Consider the following 17,407-nt stretch of genomic DNA (forward strand, 5'->3'; position numbering starts at 1 on the left):
AACCTCTTTTTAAAGATTATACGTTATTACTAATAAGCTCCTAAACAGCAGAAGGAACGGTCTTGCTTACATCAAGATTCTCTATAGGCAATTGAGCTAAACCTCCTTCAGGAATTATTCTTTTAATTTGAATTGGGCCATATAAGGAGTTAATTTGTTTAATTTCAATTTTGTTTTCAGATGATAAAAATAACAAGGCCCAAAAAACCCCCAAACGATCTTTATCTAAATCATTTTTTACAACAGCTTGCCATTTCTCAACTAGATATTCAAAATCTGTCCACTGTAATGCTTTTTCCCACCCATCAATAAATTTACCTAGTGCTTTAGTGGTTTCCGGTAGTTTCTCACGATGCGCTAATGATTTCACTTGAGAAATTAAAGCTTTATCTGAATATTTTTTATTTCTTTTTCTCTTCATTAGTAGAAGGTCTTGGGTTTCTATAACTTCAGCAATAGACTCTAACTGACTTACCAGTTCTCCCAGAGTTGTTGTACGTTTGAGAATTGGTTGTGCTATTGACCTCCTCCTTAGATATTTTTCAGGATATTTTGGTATATCAAATTCTTGGTCAATCCAATCTTGATCATCCAAGTCAAAATCATCTTCAAAATCGGAAGAATTATCTTTGAAAACATCAGATTCCAAAACTTGAGCCTTTAAATTAACCAGTACGGAAGCAGCAAAAAAAGCTTCGCTTGTCTCAGATAAATCCTTATGATAGGAACTTTTGCTATATGATTTGCTGCCGAAAGATTGTGAATATTGCTCTAAAAAACTATCAATTACACTTATTACATCAATATCCCATGGATCAAGATCACCTTTACCTGCGGCGTCTTGAAGAAACTTAATCAACAATCTAGGCCCTAATTGTTGTCTATGAATAGGGTTGTAGTTAGATATTTTTAAATTGGTAATAACTATACATAAGATATACCCTTAATTATTTAATGCCAAACAATATCGCATTAATTTTAAAAATTATATAGTTGGAGCTTTTAGGATCTCATTTGTTTTAGTTCCTGAAAAAATATTTGTTTTCACAGCACTTTTAACTGCAGTTAAATCTCGATCGACCAAATTATTGATAGATGCAATGTAACTTTCAGTAACTAATCTTGGGTACAAACCTATTCCGATAATTGGTAAAAGTAAACAAGCAATAATATAAACTTCCCTTGGCTCTGCATCTATAAGTTTTCGTTCTTCGATCAATTTAGGATTTTCTTTACCAAAGAAAATTTCTCGTAACATTGAAAGTAGATAAATAGGAGTAAGTATTACACCGATAGCAGCTAAAGAAGCCATCACTACCCTAAACGGAAGTGTATACACTTCATCAGTAACAAATCCTGTAAATACCATCAATTCGGAAACAAATCCACTCATACCAGGCAAGGCTAGGGAGGCAAGGGAGCAAGCAGTCCATAGGGCAAACATGATTCTCATTTTTTGTCCTACACCACTCATTTCATCAAGTTTAAGAGTCTTTGTTCTGTCATAGGTGGCACCAACAAGAAAAAATAAACTTGCACCGATTAATCCATGACTAACCATTTGCAGCATAGCTCCACTTGTTCCAAGGCTACTAAAACTCCCTATACCAATAAGAACAAAACCCATATGACTTATCGAACTATATGCAATTTTTCTTTTAAGATTTCTTTGAGCAAAAGAAGTTAATGCAGCATAAATTATATTGACTACCCCTAGAACTATTAATAATGGGGCAAATTGAGCATGAGCAACGGGTAATAATTGTGCATTAAATCTTAAAAGAGCATATCCTCCCATCTTTAATAAAATTCCTGCTAGAAGCATATGAACAGGAGCTGTAGCCTCTCCATGCGCATCTGGAAGCCAAGTATGAAGAGGTACTATTGGTAGTTTTACTCCAAATGCAATTAAAAGCCCGATATAACATAATATTTGGAATTTTTGACTAAAATCTTGAGCTGCCAAGTGAGAAAACTCAAAGTTCGGAATTTCTGTGCCATAGAACCCCATTGCTAACGCTGCCAAAAGGATGAAGATAGAACTACCAGCTGTATAAATAATGAATTTTGTTGCTGCATATTGTCGATTTTTGCCACCCCATATAGCTAATAATAAATAAACGGGAATTAACTCAAGTTCCCAAGTCAGAAAGAATAAAAGCATATCTTGTACTGCAAACACAGCGATTTGCCCACCATCCATAACCAATATCAAAAAGAAAAATAACTTTGGTTTGAACTTAACTGGCCATGCAGCAAGAACTGCTAAAGCAGTTATAAAACTAGTCAACAATATTAACGGCATAGACATGCCATCAGCGCCAACAGACCAAGTAAGACCTAAATCAGGGAGCCAGCTAATATTTTCTTTCAGTTGAACATTTTCATTACTAATATCAAAGCCATTTATATATGAACCTACAGTTATTAAAAAAGTTATTAATGCAATAGACAATGCAAACCATCTCACCTCTTTGCCATCCCCTTTATCTGGGAAAAAAGGTATCACAAATGCACTACCAATCGGGAATAAAATTGAAGCAGATAACCAAGGAAAATTTGACAATCCAGCTCCCAAAGTTCCCAACATTTGTGTCGCAAAATGTGTATAAAAATAAGTGCTCAATTTAATAAGAAATTTATCTTAAATAAAGTCTAGAAATTTTCTGTATTTTTTCACCCCAATGGACAGTGAAGACACACAATTGTAATTAAGATACTTGTGGGGATTGAATACCAAATATAGCAACTAGTAGAATTACCCCTCCAAAAACAATAAGCGCATAAAATTGAGCCCTACCAGTCTCAAAATATTTTAAACCTTCTCCACTACCTAAAGTTACGAGTCCAGTAAGATTTACAACGCCATCAACAACCTTAGAATCAACCTCTAAGACTTCTTTAGCAAGTTTTCTACTACCCTTAACAAAAAGTTTTTCATTAATATCATCTAAATACCATTTTTTGGATAAAAACTTGTTGATACTAGGAAACTTTTCGGCAAATAAAACTGATAAATTAATTTTTTTCACAAAATATGCCTGATAAGCAATAATGATTCCTGCTGATGCAATAAGAACTGAAGCTATCGCTAAAGGCAAAAATTCTTTTAATTCGAATGCTTTTGCAGCAGTCTCTGCTTCTTCAGGATCTAGTAAATTTGCAATTTTGCTATCCCATGGAAGTCCCATAAAACCGATAATTAGAGACGGTACAGCTAGAAATACTAAGGGAAATGTCATTGACCAGGGTGACTCATGAATAGAGCCATGCTCTTCATGCTGTTCTTCATTTTCTTCATCTTGGTTTGTTTTAGAGGCTATTAGAAGCTCTTTTTGCAATTCTTTATCCTCCCCTCTGAAATCTCCTTCAAATGTCAAGAAATAAAGCCTAAACATATAAAAAGCAGTCATACCAGCTGTTAGAAGTCCTATAAACCAAAAAGCTGGAAATGATATAAAAGCATTTCCGAGGATCTCGTCTTTACTCCAAAAACCTGCCAATGGGGGAATACCACTAATTGCTATGCAACCTATTAAAAATGTTGTTGATGTATATGGCATTTTTTTTCTTAAACCGCCCATTAATCTCATATCTTGAGCTAATACAGGCTGATGACCAACTACTTCTTCCATAGCATGTATTACTGAACCAGATCCCAAAAAGAGCATTGCTTTAAAGCAAGCATGAGTCACTAAATGAAAAATTCCTGCAACTGGTGCTCCACAACCCATCGCAAGCATCATATAACCAAGCTGAGAGACTGTGCTATAAGCTAAACCTTTTTTTAGATCCATTTGGGTCAAAGCTATAGAGGCTCCTAAAAAACAAGTAATCGTACCAACTAAAGCAATAATGAACTGAATAGAGGGAAATATTGAATACAAAGGTTGAAGTCTTGCTACAAGAAATATGCCTGCAGCAACCATTGTTGCAGCATGGATAAGTGCAGAAATAGGTGTAGGGCCTTCCATCGCATCAGGCAACCAGACATGAAGAGGAAACTGAGCAGATTTTGCCATTGGTCCTAAAAAAACTAAAAAACAAAGTAATAAAGCAGCCCAAATAGGTATCGAATTATCAGATATTGATTGAGAAATTCCGGTAGCTATTTCATTAAAATCAAAACTATTTGTTGCCCAAAACAGGCCAAGGATTCCAAGTAATAATCCAAAATCTCCCACTCTATTAACAACAAATGCTTTTTGTGCAGCGTGGGCAGCGCCATCCCTGTCATACCAGAAACCAACCAACAAATAAGAACACATTCCAACTAATTCCCAAAAAACATAAATTTCTAATAAATTCGGACTAACTATTAATCCCATCATTGAACTACTAAATAATGCTAAATATGTAAAAAATCTGACATAACCTTTGTCATGCGACATATAACCATGAGAGTAAATCATCACCAGCAACGTTATAGTCGTTACAAGAGCAAGCATTACACTCCCCAAAGGATCAAGGACAAAACCCATCGGGATTGTAAAATCGCCAGCACTCGCCCATACAAATAATTTTTCTACAGATTGATAACCATTAACTTGTTCAATCAGAGCTTTGTAACTAATTACTGCAGAAATTCCAACAAAAGAGATGAGACCTACAGAAACAATTTCTCTAGAATTATTAATTTTCTTGTTAATACTTATTAGGCCTAAACCAGAAAGCACTGCTCCAATAAGTGGAAAAACAGGAATTAACCAGGCAATTTCTGAAGCTTGAGGCATGTTTTAAAAAACTTATATTTAAGATTTTAAACTGTCAATTGAAAAATTCAGACAAAAATGATGAATTAAATGTTTTAACAGCAATATTTATATATTGATGAGACCACCAAAGTACTCCGATTGCAATTAATATGCCAAATTGAGATAACCTAAAAAATTCTTTAACCTTAAATTCTTGCCTCCCCTGAAGTATTGCCATGAAGGGGATTATGGAAGTATTTTTTTTAAAATTTTCAAATTCTTCTCCAAATCTATTTGCTAATCTCTTGTCACCATGCCAGATTGCAAAAAGATGATGCAAAACTAAGCCAATAGAAGTTACTAATGTAAATGATGTACCAATCCATAAAGTATGAGCAAAACACCAAATTATCTGACCAAATGCTTGAGGATGTCTTGTAATTCGCATTATCCCAGTTCCATAGATTCGTACTTTAGGTTTTAAAACCGAAGGAATTTCTAGCAAATTATAAGTAGCGGGATATAAAAATAAAAAACTTATTGCAGTTAAGAACCAAACAACCATAAAAACAAAATTATTGCCCTGTAAATTCCATAATCTGATTCCGTCATATCTATGAGCCAAAAAATAACTGATCAAGATAATTGCAGATGGCAAACTTAAAAAAACAAAACATAACCGCCATAATCTCGGACCCATAATAGATTCTGCTTTGATTCTTAAAGCAGCTCCCCCACTATGAATTACCGCAAAAATCAAAATCAATAGTAAAATGATTAGGGAAGTTTTATGAGTCTCCATATATTTAAAATGTTCAAATAATTTTTGTTCTTAACAAGAATGCACCAAAGCATTAGAATTATAAGAAATTGTAGGCATAATAGATGCCAGAATTACCTTTTACACTCGACCAATTAAGAATATTAAAAGCTATAGCAGCTCAAGGAAGTTTTAAAAAAGCTGCAGATCTCTTATATGTAACTCAACCTGCCGTGAGTTTACAAATACAAAATTTAGAAAAACAACTTGAAATCACAATTTTCGACAGAGGTGGTAGGAAGGCTCTATTAACTGAAGCAGGAAGACTATTACTTGAATATTGTGAACGAATTTTGAATCAATGCGACGAAGCTTGCAAAGCTATTGAAGATTTAAATAGCTTAAAAGGTGGAACTCTTGTTATTGGAGCGAGCCAAACAACGGGTACCTATTTAATGCCGAGAATGATAGGACTATTCAGACAAAAATACCCTGATGTATCCGTTCAACTTCAAGTTCATAGTACGAGAAGAACTGGTTGGAGTGTCGCCAATGGACAAATTGACTTAGCCATTATTGGCGGACAATTACCTGGAGATTTGGAAAATTTGCTACAAGTAATTCCATATGCCACTGATGAATTGGCATTAGTTTTACCATCTAAACATCCACTTTCGAACAAAAAAGAGCTTCTAAAAGAAGACTTATACAAATTAAATTTTGTAACATTAGACTCACAATCTACAACAAGAAAAGTTGTTGACAAACTTCTCCAAGATTCTGGGCTTGATATTCAAAGATTAAAAATTGAGATGGAACTTAACTCTCTTGAAGCAATCAAGAATGCAGTTCAATCAGGTTTAGGAGCTTCCTTTTTGCCTGTTGTTTCTATTGAAAGAGAATTATCGGCTGGAACAATCCACAAAGCATTCATTGCTGATTTAGAGGTTAAAAGAGAACTTAAATTAATTACTAATCCGTCAAGATATTCATCAAGAGCATCAGAAGTATTTAAGAAAAACATTCTTCCACAATTTGCTAGTTTAGAAAGTCCTTTGAGGCATATATAATTTCGATCAAAACTGAATTGCTTCTTTGTTAATGCCTACCCCGCCGTCTTCGGCTTGTCCATCTCCTTTTATTATGAATTTATTTTCATTTACATCAGTCTGATAAACGCACTTAACTATTGGCTTATCTCTTATAGAACCGATATAAGCAAAAGTATTCATCCTTTGCTTACATTCTCTTACATCTTCATTACTAATTGCGCCCTGTTTTTGTAACACTGTCCAATTCTCTCTTCTAATCACACACCCTGGCTGAAGAGCTGGTTGCGTTACAAAACTAGTAGATGGATTTAAAGTCGTATACATTTCAACATCAATAACAAAAGCACTAGCTCCCCATTGTCTACAAAATTCAGGGTCTGGAACAGCCATATCTAATTGTTGTTGACTTGCTATATTTCCCTGCCCGCCATCAGTTGTACTGGTAATAGCGCTCCCAATACCAACTCCTAATATTAATACTCCAGCAAGTACGGCAATGGTTCCTGTACTAAAGTTGATCTTTTGTTCAGAGGAAGCAGGCAATCTATTGCTTCTTTGACCATACGGATCCATGTCCCTTGGATTTGGAGGATAATAGCTTCTATTTGAGCCTCTTCTTGGCCTTCTATTCGATGGTGGTCTATTCACAGTACTTCATTAGTTTTTGGTAAACCCATTGAATAATTCATGACTCTACAATCAGGGTTATAACTAAGCTGACCGTTTTGAAGCAAAAATTTAATTAGACCTTCGATTTCTGATCCTATTTTTCGAAGTTCATAATCATCTAAATCCTTTCCTGCTCTCTCTTTTATTAATTCATTGAATTTTTCATTTATTTTGTTTAGAGAATCTTCGTTCCAAATAAATTCGTTATCGGGATCTAAATCAAGAGTTAGTTTATTGGGATGAAACTTTAATTCTTCATCTACCACTTCGGCAGTAAAAATTCTTACATGCCTAGTAGTCGATTTTAAAAGCATTTTTTCCATAATTTTACGAAATAATCAACGAAAAAAACTATTATGTTCTAACTTTAATGTAGCTTATTAGTAAGTGTTAATTTATTTCTTGATTTTATAATGCGTGTTGTAATTGCTGGTGCTGGTTTAGCAGGTTTATCTTGCGCTAAATATTTAGTCGATAATGGACATATCCCGATTGTACTAGAAGCTAGAGATGTTCTAGGTGGGAAAGTTGCCGCATGGAAAGATGAAGATGGAGATTGGTATGAAACTGGTTTACATATATTTTTTGGAGCCTACCCAAATATGTTGCAACTTTTCAAGGAATTAGATATAGAAGATAGACTTCAATGGAAAAGTCATTCAATGATTTTTAATCAGCCATCAGAGCCCGGAACTTATAGTAGATTTGACTTTCCTGATATACCTGCCCCAGTAAATGGAGTTTCAGCAATACTTAGCAATAATGATATGCTTTCATGGAATGAAAAGATTCTATTTGGATTAGGTTTAGTGCCTGCAATGTTGAGAGGCCAAAATTACTTAGATAAATGTGATACAAAATCATGGACAGATTGGCTAAAAGAGCACAATATACCGGAAAGAGTGAATGATGAAGTTTTTATTGCGATGAGTAAAGCTCTTAATTTCATTGGACCGGATGAAATATCATCTACAGTTTTATTAACAGCATTAAACAGATTTTTACAAGAAAAAAATGGTTCTAAAATGGCATTCCTTGATGGGGCTCCTCCAGAAAGACTTTGCCAGCCAATGGTTGATTATATTACTGCTCGAGGTGGAGAAGTCCACATGAATAGTCCATTAAGGCAAATCAACCTTAATGATGACAGCACCGTCAAAAGTTTTACTATTGCCTCTTTAGATAAAAACGAAAAGAAAGAGCTCACGGCTGATGCTTATGTAAGTGCAATGCCCGTAGATCTCTTTAAATTAATGATCCCTAAACAATGGAGAGGATTAGATGCATTTTCAAAATTAGATGGTTTAAATGGTGTGCCAGTCATTAATATTCATTTATGGTTTGACAAAAAATTAACAGATATCGACCATCTACTATTTAGCAGATCACCACTTCTTAGTGTTTACGCAGATATGAGTATTACATGTAAAGAATACGAAGATCCAAATAGATCAATGCTTGAATTAGTTTTCGCACCAGCAAAAGATTGGATTAATAGAAGCGATCAAGACATCGTTGATGCAACTATGGAAGAGTTGAAGAAATTATTCCCAACACATTTCATGGGTGACGATAAAACCAAATTAAGAAAATATAAAGTAGTCAAAACACCAAGATCGGTCTACAAGGCAGTTCCTGGATGTCAAGAGTTTAGACCTAGTCAAAAATCACCAATAAAAAACTTTTTCTTAGCTGGTGATTATACAATGCAAAAATATTTAGCATCTATGGAAGGAGCTGTTTTAAGTGGTAAATTATGCGCGGAATCAATCAATAAGAAATATTCCAAATCCTCTCAAAATGTTTCTTCATAACATTTGCAACATACTTTAATTAAGCTAAAACTTTTTGAAAAATTCAATTTCTCAACTTGATCAAGCATACGAGATATGCCGAAAAGAAACTCAACAATGGGCTAAAACCTTTTATTTGGGTACTCTTTTATTACCTCAAGAAAAGAGAAAAGCTATTTGGGCTATTTACGTATGGTGTAGAAGAACAGATGAAATAATGGATAGCATAGAAGCCTCTACTAAATCACAAGATGAGCTTTCAGACAATTTAGATGAATGGGAAGAAAATACTAAAAGTGTGTTTAAAGGAAATATCAAATCTGAATTAGACTTAGTTTTATTAGATACCATCGAGAAATATCCACAAAGTATTAAACCCTATTTAGATATGATTGATGGACAGAGGATGGATCTGAATAAATTTAGATACAAAGATTTCGATGAATTAAAACTCTATTGTTATAGAGTCGCAGGAACTGTTGGTTTAATGACTCAAAATGTAATGGGGATTGATAGTGCTTATACATCAGCCCCGTGGAGTGACATGCCTGACCCCTCTGAAGCAGCTATAGCTCTAGGTATTGCAAATCAATTAACCAATATATTGAGAGATGTAGGGGAAGATAGACACAGAGGAAGAATTTATCTCCCGCAAGCAGATATTGAAAAATTTAATTATTCTGAAGAAGAACTGTTAAAAGGAAAAATAAACAATCAGTGGAAAGCACTGATGAACTTTCAATTAACAAGGGCACGCGAATGGTTCCAAAAGTCTGAGGATGGTATTAAGTGGCTATCTGCTGACGCAAGATGGCCAGTATGGACGTCTTTACGTCTTTATAGAGGGATATTAGATTCTATTGAAAGATTAGATTATGATGTCTTTAATAATAGGGCTTTTGTAAAAAATTCAGTAAAAGCTCTTGAAATCCCAATATCTTTTTTAATTTCTCGAATTAAGTAATAGGTAACTAGGCAGGCGTCTTCTGATTAGCTAACAAATCTTTCAATTTAGATAATTCTCCAGCCCATCTTGGATCAGGAGCTTCTAGGTTGGGAGCATCGCTATGAACAATTTTCTTAAAGTTTTTCCTCTTTTTATTGTTGTTTAATTTTCCACCGTTTCTTTTGTTTGAAGCAGAATCTTTTTTTTCTGATAGCTCTACTCTTAATTTAGAACCATTAAATTCAAAACCATTTAACTTTTGAATTAATAAATCAGCATTATCTTCATTATTAGCTGTTGCGAAACCAAACCCCCTGCATTCCTTAGTTTCCTTATCTAGAACTGCTTTAAATCTAATCGAGTCAGAAACTGACTTTAAAAGTGTATCAAATTCTTTTGGATTAAATCCTTGTGGTAAGTTGCCAATGTAAATGCGAATGCTCATAAATTTTTAAAAATGATTTTGAAGTCTGAACTTCTAAACAAAACTAAGCTATGTGTATTTAATCACATTTTGGTGCATTTTGTTCAATCCATCGCTTTGCTTTATAAATAGCTTCATCAAAATTATTTAATCTTTTATATGCAAGTTCCTTAGAAAGATACCGTAACAGCTCTCCTAGGATAGGCCCATCCTTTATTCTTAAATTTTTTTTGATTATGTCACCATTAAGTAAGTTTGAAGGATGAAACAATTTATCATCATTGTCGCGCCATCTACGAAGCCAATTTAATCGTAAGTTTTGAGGTAAATGAAAAATAAATATTGGAAGAAACATCTCTAATTCTTTATGTAATGCAAATCTATCTGATTCAGAAAATTGAGCGATATTTTTTTTCTCCAACAAAAAGTGCCATTTTCTTAACAACTTAGTTTTTTCAATTTCAGCTTTACTAAATTTAAGTTTCTCTAAAGATATAACGTCTAATAATTGAGCAATAAAAAATGATGGCAAAAATTTTTCTTTTTCTTCCTGATTAAGTTCTACATAATTAATTTTCTCTAAATCCAAAAAAAAAGAATCTTCAGATAAATTATCAGTAGCAAATATATTTAATTTTTTTATCAACAATACTGCATCAAGAGCGCTGGCTCCATGAACTATTTTCTGTATTTCATTATTAATCCTCTCTTTAGCGACAAGATATAATTTCCCTTTATTTTTTTTAATGAAAGTAATTAAATTAAGATCAACTTTAAAATTCAATTCTGAAACAAATCGAAAACATCTTAATATTCGTAAAGGATCATTTAGTAAATTCTTTTCAGAATGAGTTCTAAGCAAAGAAATCTCTAGATCTTTAAGACCATTTAATGGATCAACCAAACACTTCTTATCAAATAAAAAAGCAATTGAATTAATTGAAAAGTCTCTAGAACATAAATCTCCTTCTATCGTAGATGAAACCTGATTAGCAATATCAATATAAATATGATTAAGAATAATTCTTACTACTTCTCTTTTTTCATCTAAGATTATAAATTTTGATCCAATACTATCTGCAATCTTTTTTCCAATTTCAATTGCATTTAAAGGTACCACAATATCAACATCTACCTTTTTAGTTTTTCTTGCCAAAATAATATCTCTTATGTAACCACCAACCAAATATGATCCTTTAGGTAAAAAACCTAATATTAAATCCAAATTATGAAATTTTATACTTCTTTCTAATTGATCAATTATTAGTGTATGATCTGTGTGAATGCTACTTTTCATTTTATTTATTAATTATGTGCATTTGCATCAACTGTAAATGGGTTGATAGATGTATCACATATCATGATGTTGAGAATAATCATGGTGTTGATCATATTTGTGATCTTCCTGATTTTAAAGCAAAAAAACCATTGATTCATATCAATATAGTTAAGGACAATAATGGTGATTATAAAACTGATTGGGATGTTCAATCTTGTGAAAGTTTTGAAAATGAATTTGGTAAATGGTCTAAGTGTAATCCAGGTATGGAATTACCTGTTTAAAGGTAATAGATGACAAATAAACTCAAACAAAGAGAAAATTACCCTATATTAGTCATTCACAGCACAGACAATTCTTTTGGCTTTGGGTATAGAAAAAACAATACCCTTGAATCTGATGAATTATTTATCAAAAAATTTGATAATGACCTTTGCAACAACTTAGTTAATGATCTTGACAAATTCATTTCCAAAGAAAATTTACAAAAAATAAAAAAGTTATCTGTCAGCATAGGGCCAGCAAATTTTAATGCTTCACGACTTGTTGTGGTTTTAGCAAGAACTATCTCACAACAGATAAATTGTCCTCTAGACAGTTTTAGTGCATTTGAAATAATGGCAAAAAGAATTGCATCAAAGAATAATATCTTTAAAAACAAAAAATCATTCTGGATTTACAAGAAATTAAAACGAAAGGGTTTAATTGCAGGTAAATATGAAATTTATCACAAAGAAAAAGACTCCTCTGATCTAGTCATCCGAGAAACAGTTTTACCTAAAGTTGTCAAAGAACTTGAGAGTAAAGAAGTTACTTTTGAGGCAAATTATGATGATAAAGAAGATTTAAAAGAACTATTAAACTTAGCAAATAAAAATTTATTAAATTCAAATTTAGATTCCTGGAAAAAAGTTTTGCCTCTTTACCCTATTTCTCCAATTAACTAAATATTTATCCAATCAAATTATTAATTTTATCTTGAAGGTAAATTGTTACAGAATTCAGATCATTTTTTGATGAACTTTGTGGAGGTTGAACAGGTTCTCCAACTTTAATAACAATTTTTGAAAACAAAGGAATAAAGAATTTAAATCTTATTAGTCTATGAGAATTAACTATTGCAACAGGCAATAATAATTTTTGATTTTTAAAAGCTAATAATGCTGCGCCTTGTTTGGGCTTATTTACTCGACCATTTTTTTGACGCGTACCATCAATAAATATTCCAATACAATTTTCATTTGATAATTTTTTACAAGCTGTTTTAATGGTATTTTTATCAACAATTCCTCTTTTTACAGGATAAGCTCCACAAGCCTTGATAATAAAACCAAGTACGGGTATTTTAAATAGCTCTGCCTTGGCCATAAAAGATATATTACGTCTAAGAGCATGTCCTAACAAAGGAGGGTCAAGCAAAGAACCATGGTTAGAAACCATAATATAAGAATTTTTTTGCGGAATATTTTCTCTACCTATTAATTGACCTCTAAATACAAATTTATAAATTGGCAATACAAACAAGTTGCTAACTAATTGATAGATTAATTTTTGAAAAACATCATTTTTCATACTTGATTAATAAGTTAGTTGATTAGAAGATGAAACTTGAGAAATTTTTAAATCTTTCATATGTCTTTTTGCTAAACCGCTAAGCACATTTGATGGACCAACTTCAACAAAATGAAGATCATTATCTTTTGCCATTAAATCCATAGTTTCTCGCCACCTTACGCCATTACACATTTGATTTTCCAATCTCACTTTAAGCTCATCAGGATCATCACATAATGAAGGTTCATAATTACTTATTACTGGGAAAGAAGGATATTTAAACTTAATCTGTTTTAAATACTCAGAAAATTTAACTGCAGATTTATTCATGAATGGTGAATGGAATGCACCTGAAACATTTAATTTTAGGAATCTTTTACAAGAAATTTCTTTCGATAGATTGTCTAACTCTTCATTAGATCCTGATAAGACAACTTGGGAAGAGCTATTATCATTAGCAATTACAACATCTTTACTTTTTTTGACTAATAAATTAAGTTCATTTCTATCAAAACCAATTACTGCTGCCATAGATCCTTGCTCAGCATTTACCATTAATTGAGATCTTACTTTTATTAGTGATACACAGTCTTCGAATGAAAAAACTTCCGCACAATATAATGCAGTTATTTCTCCCAGACTATGCCCAGCAACATAAGTTGGTTTAAAACCATTTTCTTTTAAGGCATCTAATAAAATTGATTCAACCAAAAAGAGGCAGATTTGTGTATTTCTTGTATAATTCAAATCACTAAGAGGATTTGTTGGATCATTATTTAACTCGCAAATTTCAAATAAATTTCTCTCAAATATCTCAGAAGCATAACTAAACCTCTCTTTTGTACTCGGCAAATTTTCAATTTGTTTTGCCATTCCAATTTTTTGCGAACCCTGTCCAGGGAATACCCATGCAACTGTCATAATGTTCCTATTTTGTTTTTAACCCCATTTAATTAGGGCTGCACCCCAACTTAACCCAGCACCGAAACCACTTGTAGCAATAATATCATTTTGTTTAATTCTATAATCTCTTACAGCTTCATCCATCATGAGTGGAATTGTTGCTGCTGACGTATTGCCATATTTTTCTAAATTACTAAGAATCTTTTCTCTGGGAATTTTTAACCTTTCTCCTACAGAATCCAATATTCTTTGATTAGCTTGATGCAGTAAGAGCCAATCAACTTGATTAGACTTATATCTCATTTTTTTCAACAACTTTTCAAGAATTAGGGAAACTTCTTTAACTGCGAATTTATAAACTTCCTGACCATTCATCTGAATTGGAGAAAAACCTCCACTTAAAAAGTCAATTTCATCAACTATTGAATTCTTATCCTTTTTTGATGGAAGATTAAGAAAAGAACCCCTTCCCCCATCAGTTCGCATGTCAAAACCGATAAAATTATCAAATTCATTTGTGGCTTCAATTGCTAATGCACCGGCACCATCTCCAAAGAGGATACAACTTCTTCTATCATTCCAATCAACAAAACTTGATAATTGATCTGCTCCAATAACAATAGCCCTTTTAAAACTACCCCCTTTTAAAAATTGTGAGGCTGTTATTAAGGCGAATAAAAATCCACTACACGCTGCAGTTAAATCGAAAGCTACAGCATTAGCTGCCCCTAATTTACCTTGAATGGATGGGGCTGATCCAAATAAATCATGCGGAGTAGAAGTAGCTAAAACAATCAAATCAATCGTTTTAATATCCCAATTAGCCATTTCTATAGCGTTTATAGCAGCCTTATAACCCATCTCAGTAACATTATCTTCTACGCTAGAAATTCTTCTCTCAGAAATGCCAGTTCTAGATTTTATCCATTCATTGCTTGTATCAACCTTTTGACTAATTTTTTGATTGGTTAGGATTTGATCAGGTACATAACTTCCGCTTCCCTTGAATGACAATCCAATCTGATTAAATTTAATTCCTTCCAAAAGAGTTTTTTAGTTACTTATATTAGTCAAACATAAATTTGACTCAATATGTTTTATGAATTTAAAACTTGAAGCTTTTGCAGTTGATTCAAATTGTCCATAACACCATGATTCACAGCAGAGTGAGCCAAGCGAAGAGCACTTACTACTGATAAAGATTTGCTACTTCCATGACCAATAACGCAAATACCATTCACCCCAAGTAATAAAGCGCCTCCATGTTCGGCATGATCTAATCTTTTCTTAATTCTAAGTAGATTACTTCTTAAAAAAGCTGAACCAACTTTCCCCCGCCTTCCACGTGGCAGCTCAGATCTCAAAATATCTAATAAAACTCCTCCCACAGATTCAAGAAATTTCAACAATATATTTCCAGTAAATCCATCACAGACAACTACGTCAAAACTACCTGATAGTACATCTCTCCCTTCACAATTACCTCCAAAATCAAAACTTTTTTCAGAAGATAATAATTCAAATGTTTTTAAGGATAAATCATTACCTTTACATTCTTCTTCTCCAATATTTAAGAGGCCAATTCTTGGTTTTTGTACTTGAAGGACATCTTTTGCATAAATATTACCTAGAAGAGCAAATTGATGCAGATAAGATGGCTTACAATCAGTATTTGCACCGACATCTAAAACTAATACCGGGCGAGTTTGATCCCTTGTTGGAAACAATGCTCCTATAGCTGGTCTCTCAATGCCTTTCAATCTCCCAATTCTAAATATGGCAGAAGCCATCATGGCGCCTGAATTACCCGCTGAGTAGACAGCTTCAGCTTTATTATTTCTCACTAAATCCATTGCAACGTTTATACTTGCATTTTTCCTTTTTCTAACTGCGGTAGCTTCTTCATTCATCCCAATAGGTTCTCCACTATCAATTAATTCAAGACGATTATTATCTATTTCATTTTCTAATAATTCTGCTAAACCATTTTTTCTTGCTGCATCTTTAACTTTTTCAATTTCGCCGACAAACTTTATATTTATTGGAAATCTACTTATTGCTTCTAGGCAACCTCCAAGAATTGGACCAGGAGCATAATCACCACCCATCCCATCAACTGCGATCCAAATTCTTTTAGATTGAGATTCCTCCACCCTATCTAAAATATTATCGTTATTTTGTAATCTTTTTAATGGGTCAAAAACTAATGGCTGCAATGTATTTTTAGCTATTGAACTAGCATTTGAAACTACACTACTAGCAGTATTAACAACAGATTCAGCACTTGAAACTACATTACCTGCAACATTACCTGCAACATTACCAGCAACATTACTAGCTGTGGTTACTACTGATCCAGCACCAGAAACCATATTACCCGCAACATTACTAGCCGTTGCTGCAGAACTAGCAGCAGTATCAACTATAGAGGTCACAGCCGAATTTCTTTTATACCAAATTACTAATCTTCTAATGGCTCTAGGCTTGTTAATTTTTTGCGCAGTTTCTTTCCCCATTTATTTACCATCAAAGGGAGCAATATCGACAATCCGTTGAAAAAGATATCCTGTACCCCTTGCTGTCAATATTAATTCTGGATTTGCTGGATCTGCCTCCAGTTTGGATCTTAATCTTGAAATATGAACATCGACAACTCTTGTATCTACATGTCTCTCGGGAGTATATCCCCAAACTTCTTTCAAAATCTCTCCTCTACTAAATGGCTCTCCTGACCTACTCACCAAAAGCTCTAAGAGACTAAATTCCATACCAGTTAATCTAATTCTCTCATCACTTTTAAAAACTTGTCTTCGATTTGTATCAATTTTTATATCCGTAACCAAAATTAATCCTGAATTAGGCATTCCAGGAATTTGCTCTTTGTCGATTCTTCTAAGAACACACCTAATTCTAGCTTCTAACTCCTTTGGGCTAAATGGTTTTACTACATAATCATCAGCCCCTAATTCTAAACCTGTTATCCTATCTGCAACATCTCCTAATGCAGTTAACATAACAATTGGAACATCAGAATCTTTCCTTAACTCTTGACAAACTCCATAACCATCTAGTTTTGGCATCATAACGTCAAGTACAACTAAATCAGGTTCATAATCTTTAAATAACTTTAGTGCTTCTTTGCCATCACTTGCAGTTACAACTTTGTAGCCAATCATGGAGAGACGCGTCTCCAGAATTCTTCTAATACTTGCCTCGTCATCTGCGACAAGTATAGTTTCTTTAGTTTGACTAGATAGAGCCATATGTTTCTATTAGCTAATCAGTAAGAGAATTTATTATTAACCTAATCTAACTTGTAGAGGGGCAATATCC

18 protein-coding genes are annotated in these 17,407 nt (G+C 33.2%); 5 read left to right on the forward strand and 13 right to left on the reverse strand.

Annotated elements, in window-relative coordinates; translation table 11 throughout:
* Nucleotides 1–40: 40 nt before the first annotated feature.
* The 4 genes from BS621_RS03940 to BS621_RS03955 form a co-directional block, all read right to left on the reverse strand.
* The gene (locus BS621_RS03940; protein ID WP_077141891.1) at nucleotides 41–862 is read right to left on the reverse strand and encodes a segregation/condensation protein A; all 822 of its coding nucleotides are present in this window, start codon (nucleotides 860–862) and stop codon (nucleotides 41–43) included.
* A 123-nt stretch (nucleotides 863–985) separates the two neighbouring features.
* Nucleotides 986–2,590 carry an NAD(P)H-quinone oxidoreductase subunit 4 gene (locus BS621_RS03945; protein WP_077141892.1) on the reverse strand — a complete coding sequence of 535 codons (1,605 nt, stop codon included), beginning with the start codon at nucleotides 2,588–2,590 and terminating at the stop codon, nucleotides 986–988.
* A 121-nt stretch (nucleotides 2,591–2,711) separates the two neighbouring features.
* On the reverse strand, nucleotides 2,712–4,733 hold the full coding sequence (locus tag BS621_RS03950; protein ID WP_077141893.1) for an NAD(P)H-quinone oxidoreductase subunit 5: 2,022 nt from the start codon (nucleotides 4,731–4,733) through the stop codon (nucleotides 2,712–2,714).
* Between the two features lie 34 nt (nucleotides 4,734–4,767).
* Nucleotides 4,768–5,496 (reverse strand): NnrU family protein, encoded by a 729-nt coding sequence (locus BS621_RS03955; RefSeq protein WP_077141894.1) that lies wholly within the window; start codon nucleotides 5,494–5,496, stop codon nucleotides 4,768–4,770.
* A gap of 83 nt (nucleotides 5,497–5,579) precedes the next feature.
* On the opposite strand from BS621_RS03955, the gene BS621_RS03960 reads away from it, so the two are divergent.
* A complete protein-coding gene (locus BS621_RS03960) occupies nucleotides 5,580–6,524 on the forward strand; it encodes a LysR family transcriptional regulator (RefSeq protein ID WP_077141895.1) in 945 nt (314 codons plus the stop codon).
* A gap of 6 nt (nucleotides 6,525–6,530) precedes the next feature.
* On the opposite strand, the gene BS621_RS03965 is transcribed toward BS621_RS03960, so the two are convergent.
* Together BS621_RS03965 and ndhM are read right to left on the reverse strand one after the other, a co-directional pair.
* Nucleotides 6,531–7,154 carry a DUF3172 domain-containing protein gene (locus BS621_RS03965; protein WP_077141896.1) on the reverse strand — a complete coding sequence of 208 codons (624 nt, stop codon included), beginning with the start codon at nucleotides 7,152–7,154 and terminating at the stop codon, nucleotides 6,531–6,533.
* Nucleotides 7,151–7,498 (reverse strand): NAD(P)H-quinone oxidoreductase subunit M, encoded by a 348-nt coding sequence (gene ndhM / locus BS621_RS03970; protein ID WP_011817637.1) that lies wholly within the window; start codon nucleotides 7,496–7,498, stop codon nucleotides 7,151–7,153. Before ndhM ends, BS621_RS03965 begins: the two co-directional genes overlap by 4 nt.
* A gap of 90 nt (nucleotides 7,499–7,588) precedes the next feature.
* Between ndhM and pds the strand changes: the two genes are divergently transcribed.
* Nucleotides 7,589–8,989 carry a 15-cis-phytoene desaturase gene (pds, locus tag BS621_RS03975; protein WP_077141897.1) on the forward strand — a complete coding sequence of 467 codons (1,401 nt, stop codon included), beginning with the start codon at nucleotides 7,589–7,591 and terminating at the stop codon, nucleotides 8,987–8,989.
* Between the two features lie 34 nt (nucleotides 8,990–9,023).
* On the forward strand, nucleotides 9,024–9,932 hold the full coding sequence (locus BS621_RS03980) for a phytoene synthase (RefSeq protein WP_077141898.1): 909 nt from the start codon (nucleotides 9,024–9,026) through the stop codon (nucleotides 9,930–9,932).
* Nucleotides 9,933–9,939: 7 nt separating this feature from the next.
* On the opposite strand, the gene BS621_RS03985 is transcribed toward BS621_RS03980, so the two are convergent.
* The gene (locus tag BS621_RS03985) at nucleotides 9,940–10,359 is read right to left on the reverse strand and encodes an RNA recognition motif domain-containing protein (RefSeq protein WP_025931301.1); all 420 of its coding nucleotides are present in this window, start codon (nucleotides 10,357–10,359) and stop codon (nucleotides 9,940–9,942) included.
* Between the two features lie 58 nt (nucleotides 10,360–10,417).
* Complete coding sequence (locus BS621_RS03990) at nucleotides 10,418–11,635, reverse strand: CCA tRNA nucleotidyltransferase (protein ID WP_198025685.1); 1,218 nt, start codon at nucleotides 11,633–11,635, stop codon at nucleotides 10,418–10,420.
* Nucleotides 11,636–11,649: 14 nt separating this feature from the next.
* On the opposite strand from BS621_RS03990, the gene BS621_RS03995 reads away from it, so the two are divergent.
* Complete coding sequence (locus tag BS621_RS03995) at nucleotides 11,650–11,901, forward strand: Ycf34 family protein (protein ID WP_077141899.1); 252 nt, start codon at nucleotides 11,650–11,652, stop codon at nucleotides 11,899–11,901.
* Between the two features lie 9 nt (nucleotides 11,902–11,910).
* Nucleotides 11,911–12,564 (forward strand): molecular chaperone, encoded by a 654-nt coding sequence (locus BS621_RS04000; RefSeq protein WP_077141900.1) that lies wholly within the window; start codon nucleotides 11,911–11,913, stop codon nucleotides 12,562–12,564.
* Nucleotides 12,565–12,568: 4 nt separating this feature from the next.
* Here BS621_RS04000 and BS621_RS04005 read toward each other — a convergent pair whose 3' ends face one another.
* The 5 genes from BS621_RS04005 to rpaB are packed head-to-tail and all read right to left on the reverse strand — an operon-like array spanning nucleotide 12,569 to nucleotide 17,337.
* Nucleotides 12,569–13,189, reverse strand: coding sequence for a lysophospholipid acyltransferase family protein (locus BS621_RS04005; protein WP_077141901.1), 621 nt, complete (start codon nucleotides 13,187–13,189; stop codon nucleotides 12,569–12,571).
* Nucleotides 13,190–13,195: 6 nt separating this feature from the next.
* A complete protein-coding gene (fabD, locus tag BS621_RS04010; RefSeq protein ID WP_077141902.1) occupies nucleotides 13,196–14,092 on the reverse strand; it encodes an ACP S-malonyltransferase in 897 nt (298 codons plus the stop codon).
* An 18-nt stretch (nucleotides 14,093–14,110) separates the two neighbouring features.
* Entirely contained in the window at nucleotides 14,111–15,118 is a 1,008-nt protein-coding gene (locus tag BS621_RS04015; protein ID WP_077141903.1) for a beta-ketoacyl-ACP synthase III, read from the reverse strand.
* A gap of 53 nt (nucleotides 15,119–15,171) precedes the next feature.
* On the reverse strand, nucleotides 15,172–16,590 hold the full coding sequence (plsX, locus tag BS621_RS04020) for a phosphate acyltransferase PlsX (protein WP_077141904.1): 1,419 nt from the start codon (nucleotides 16,588–16,590) through the stop codon (nucleotides 15,172–15,174).
* Nucleotides 16,591–17,337 (reverse strand): response regulator transcription factor RpaB, encoded by a 747-nt coding sequence (gene rpaB / locus BS621_RS04025; protein ID WP_025892447.1) that lies wholly within the window; start codon nucleotides 17,335–17,337, stop codon nucleotides 16,591–16,593.
* Between the last annotated feature and the right edge of the window lie 70 nt (nucleotides 17,338–17,407).

This window comes from Prochlorococcus sp. RS04 (assembly GCF_001989455.1).
In the GTDB taxonomy this organism is placed as follows: domain Bacteria; phylum Cyanobacteriota; class Cyanobacteriia; order PCC-6307; family Cyanobiaceae; genus Prochlorococcus_A.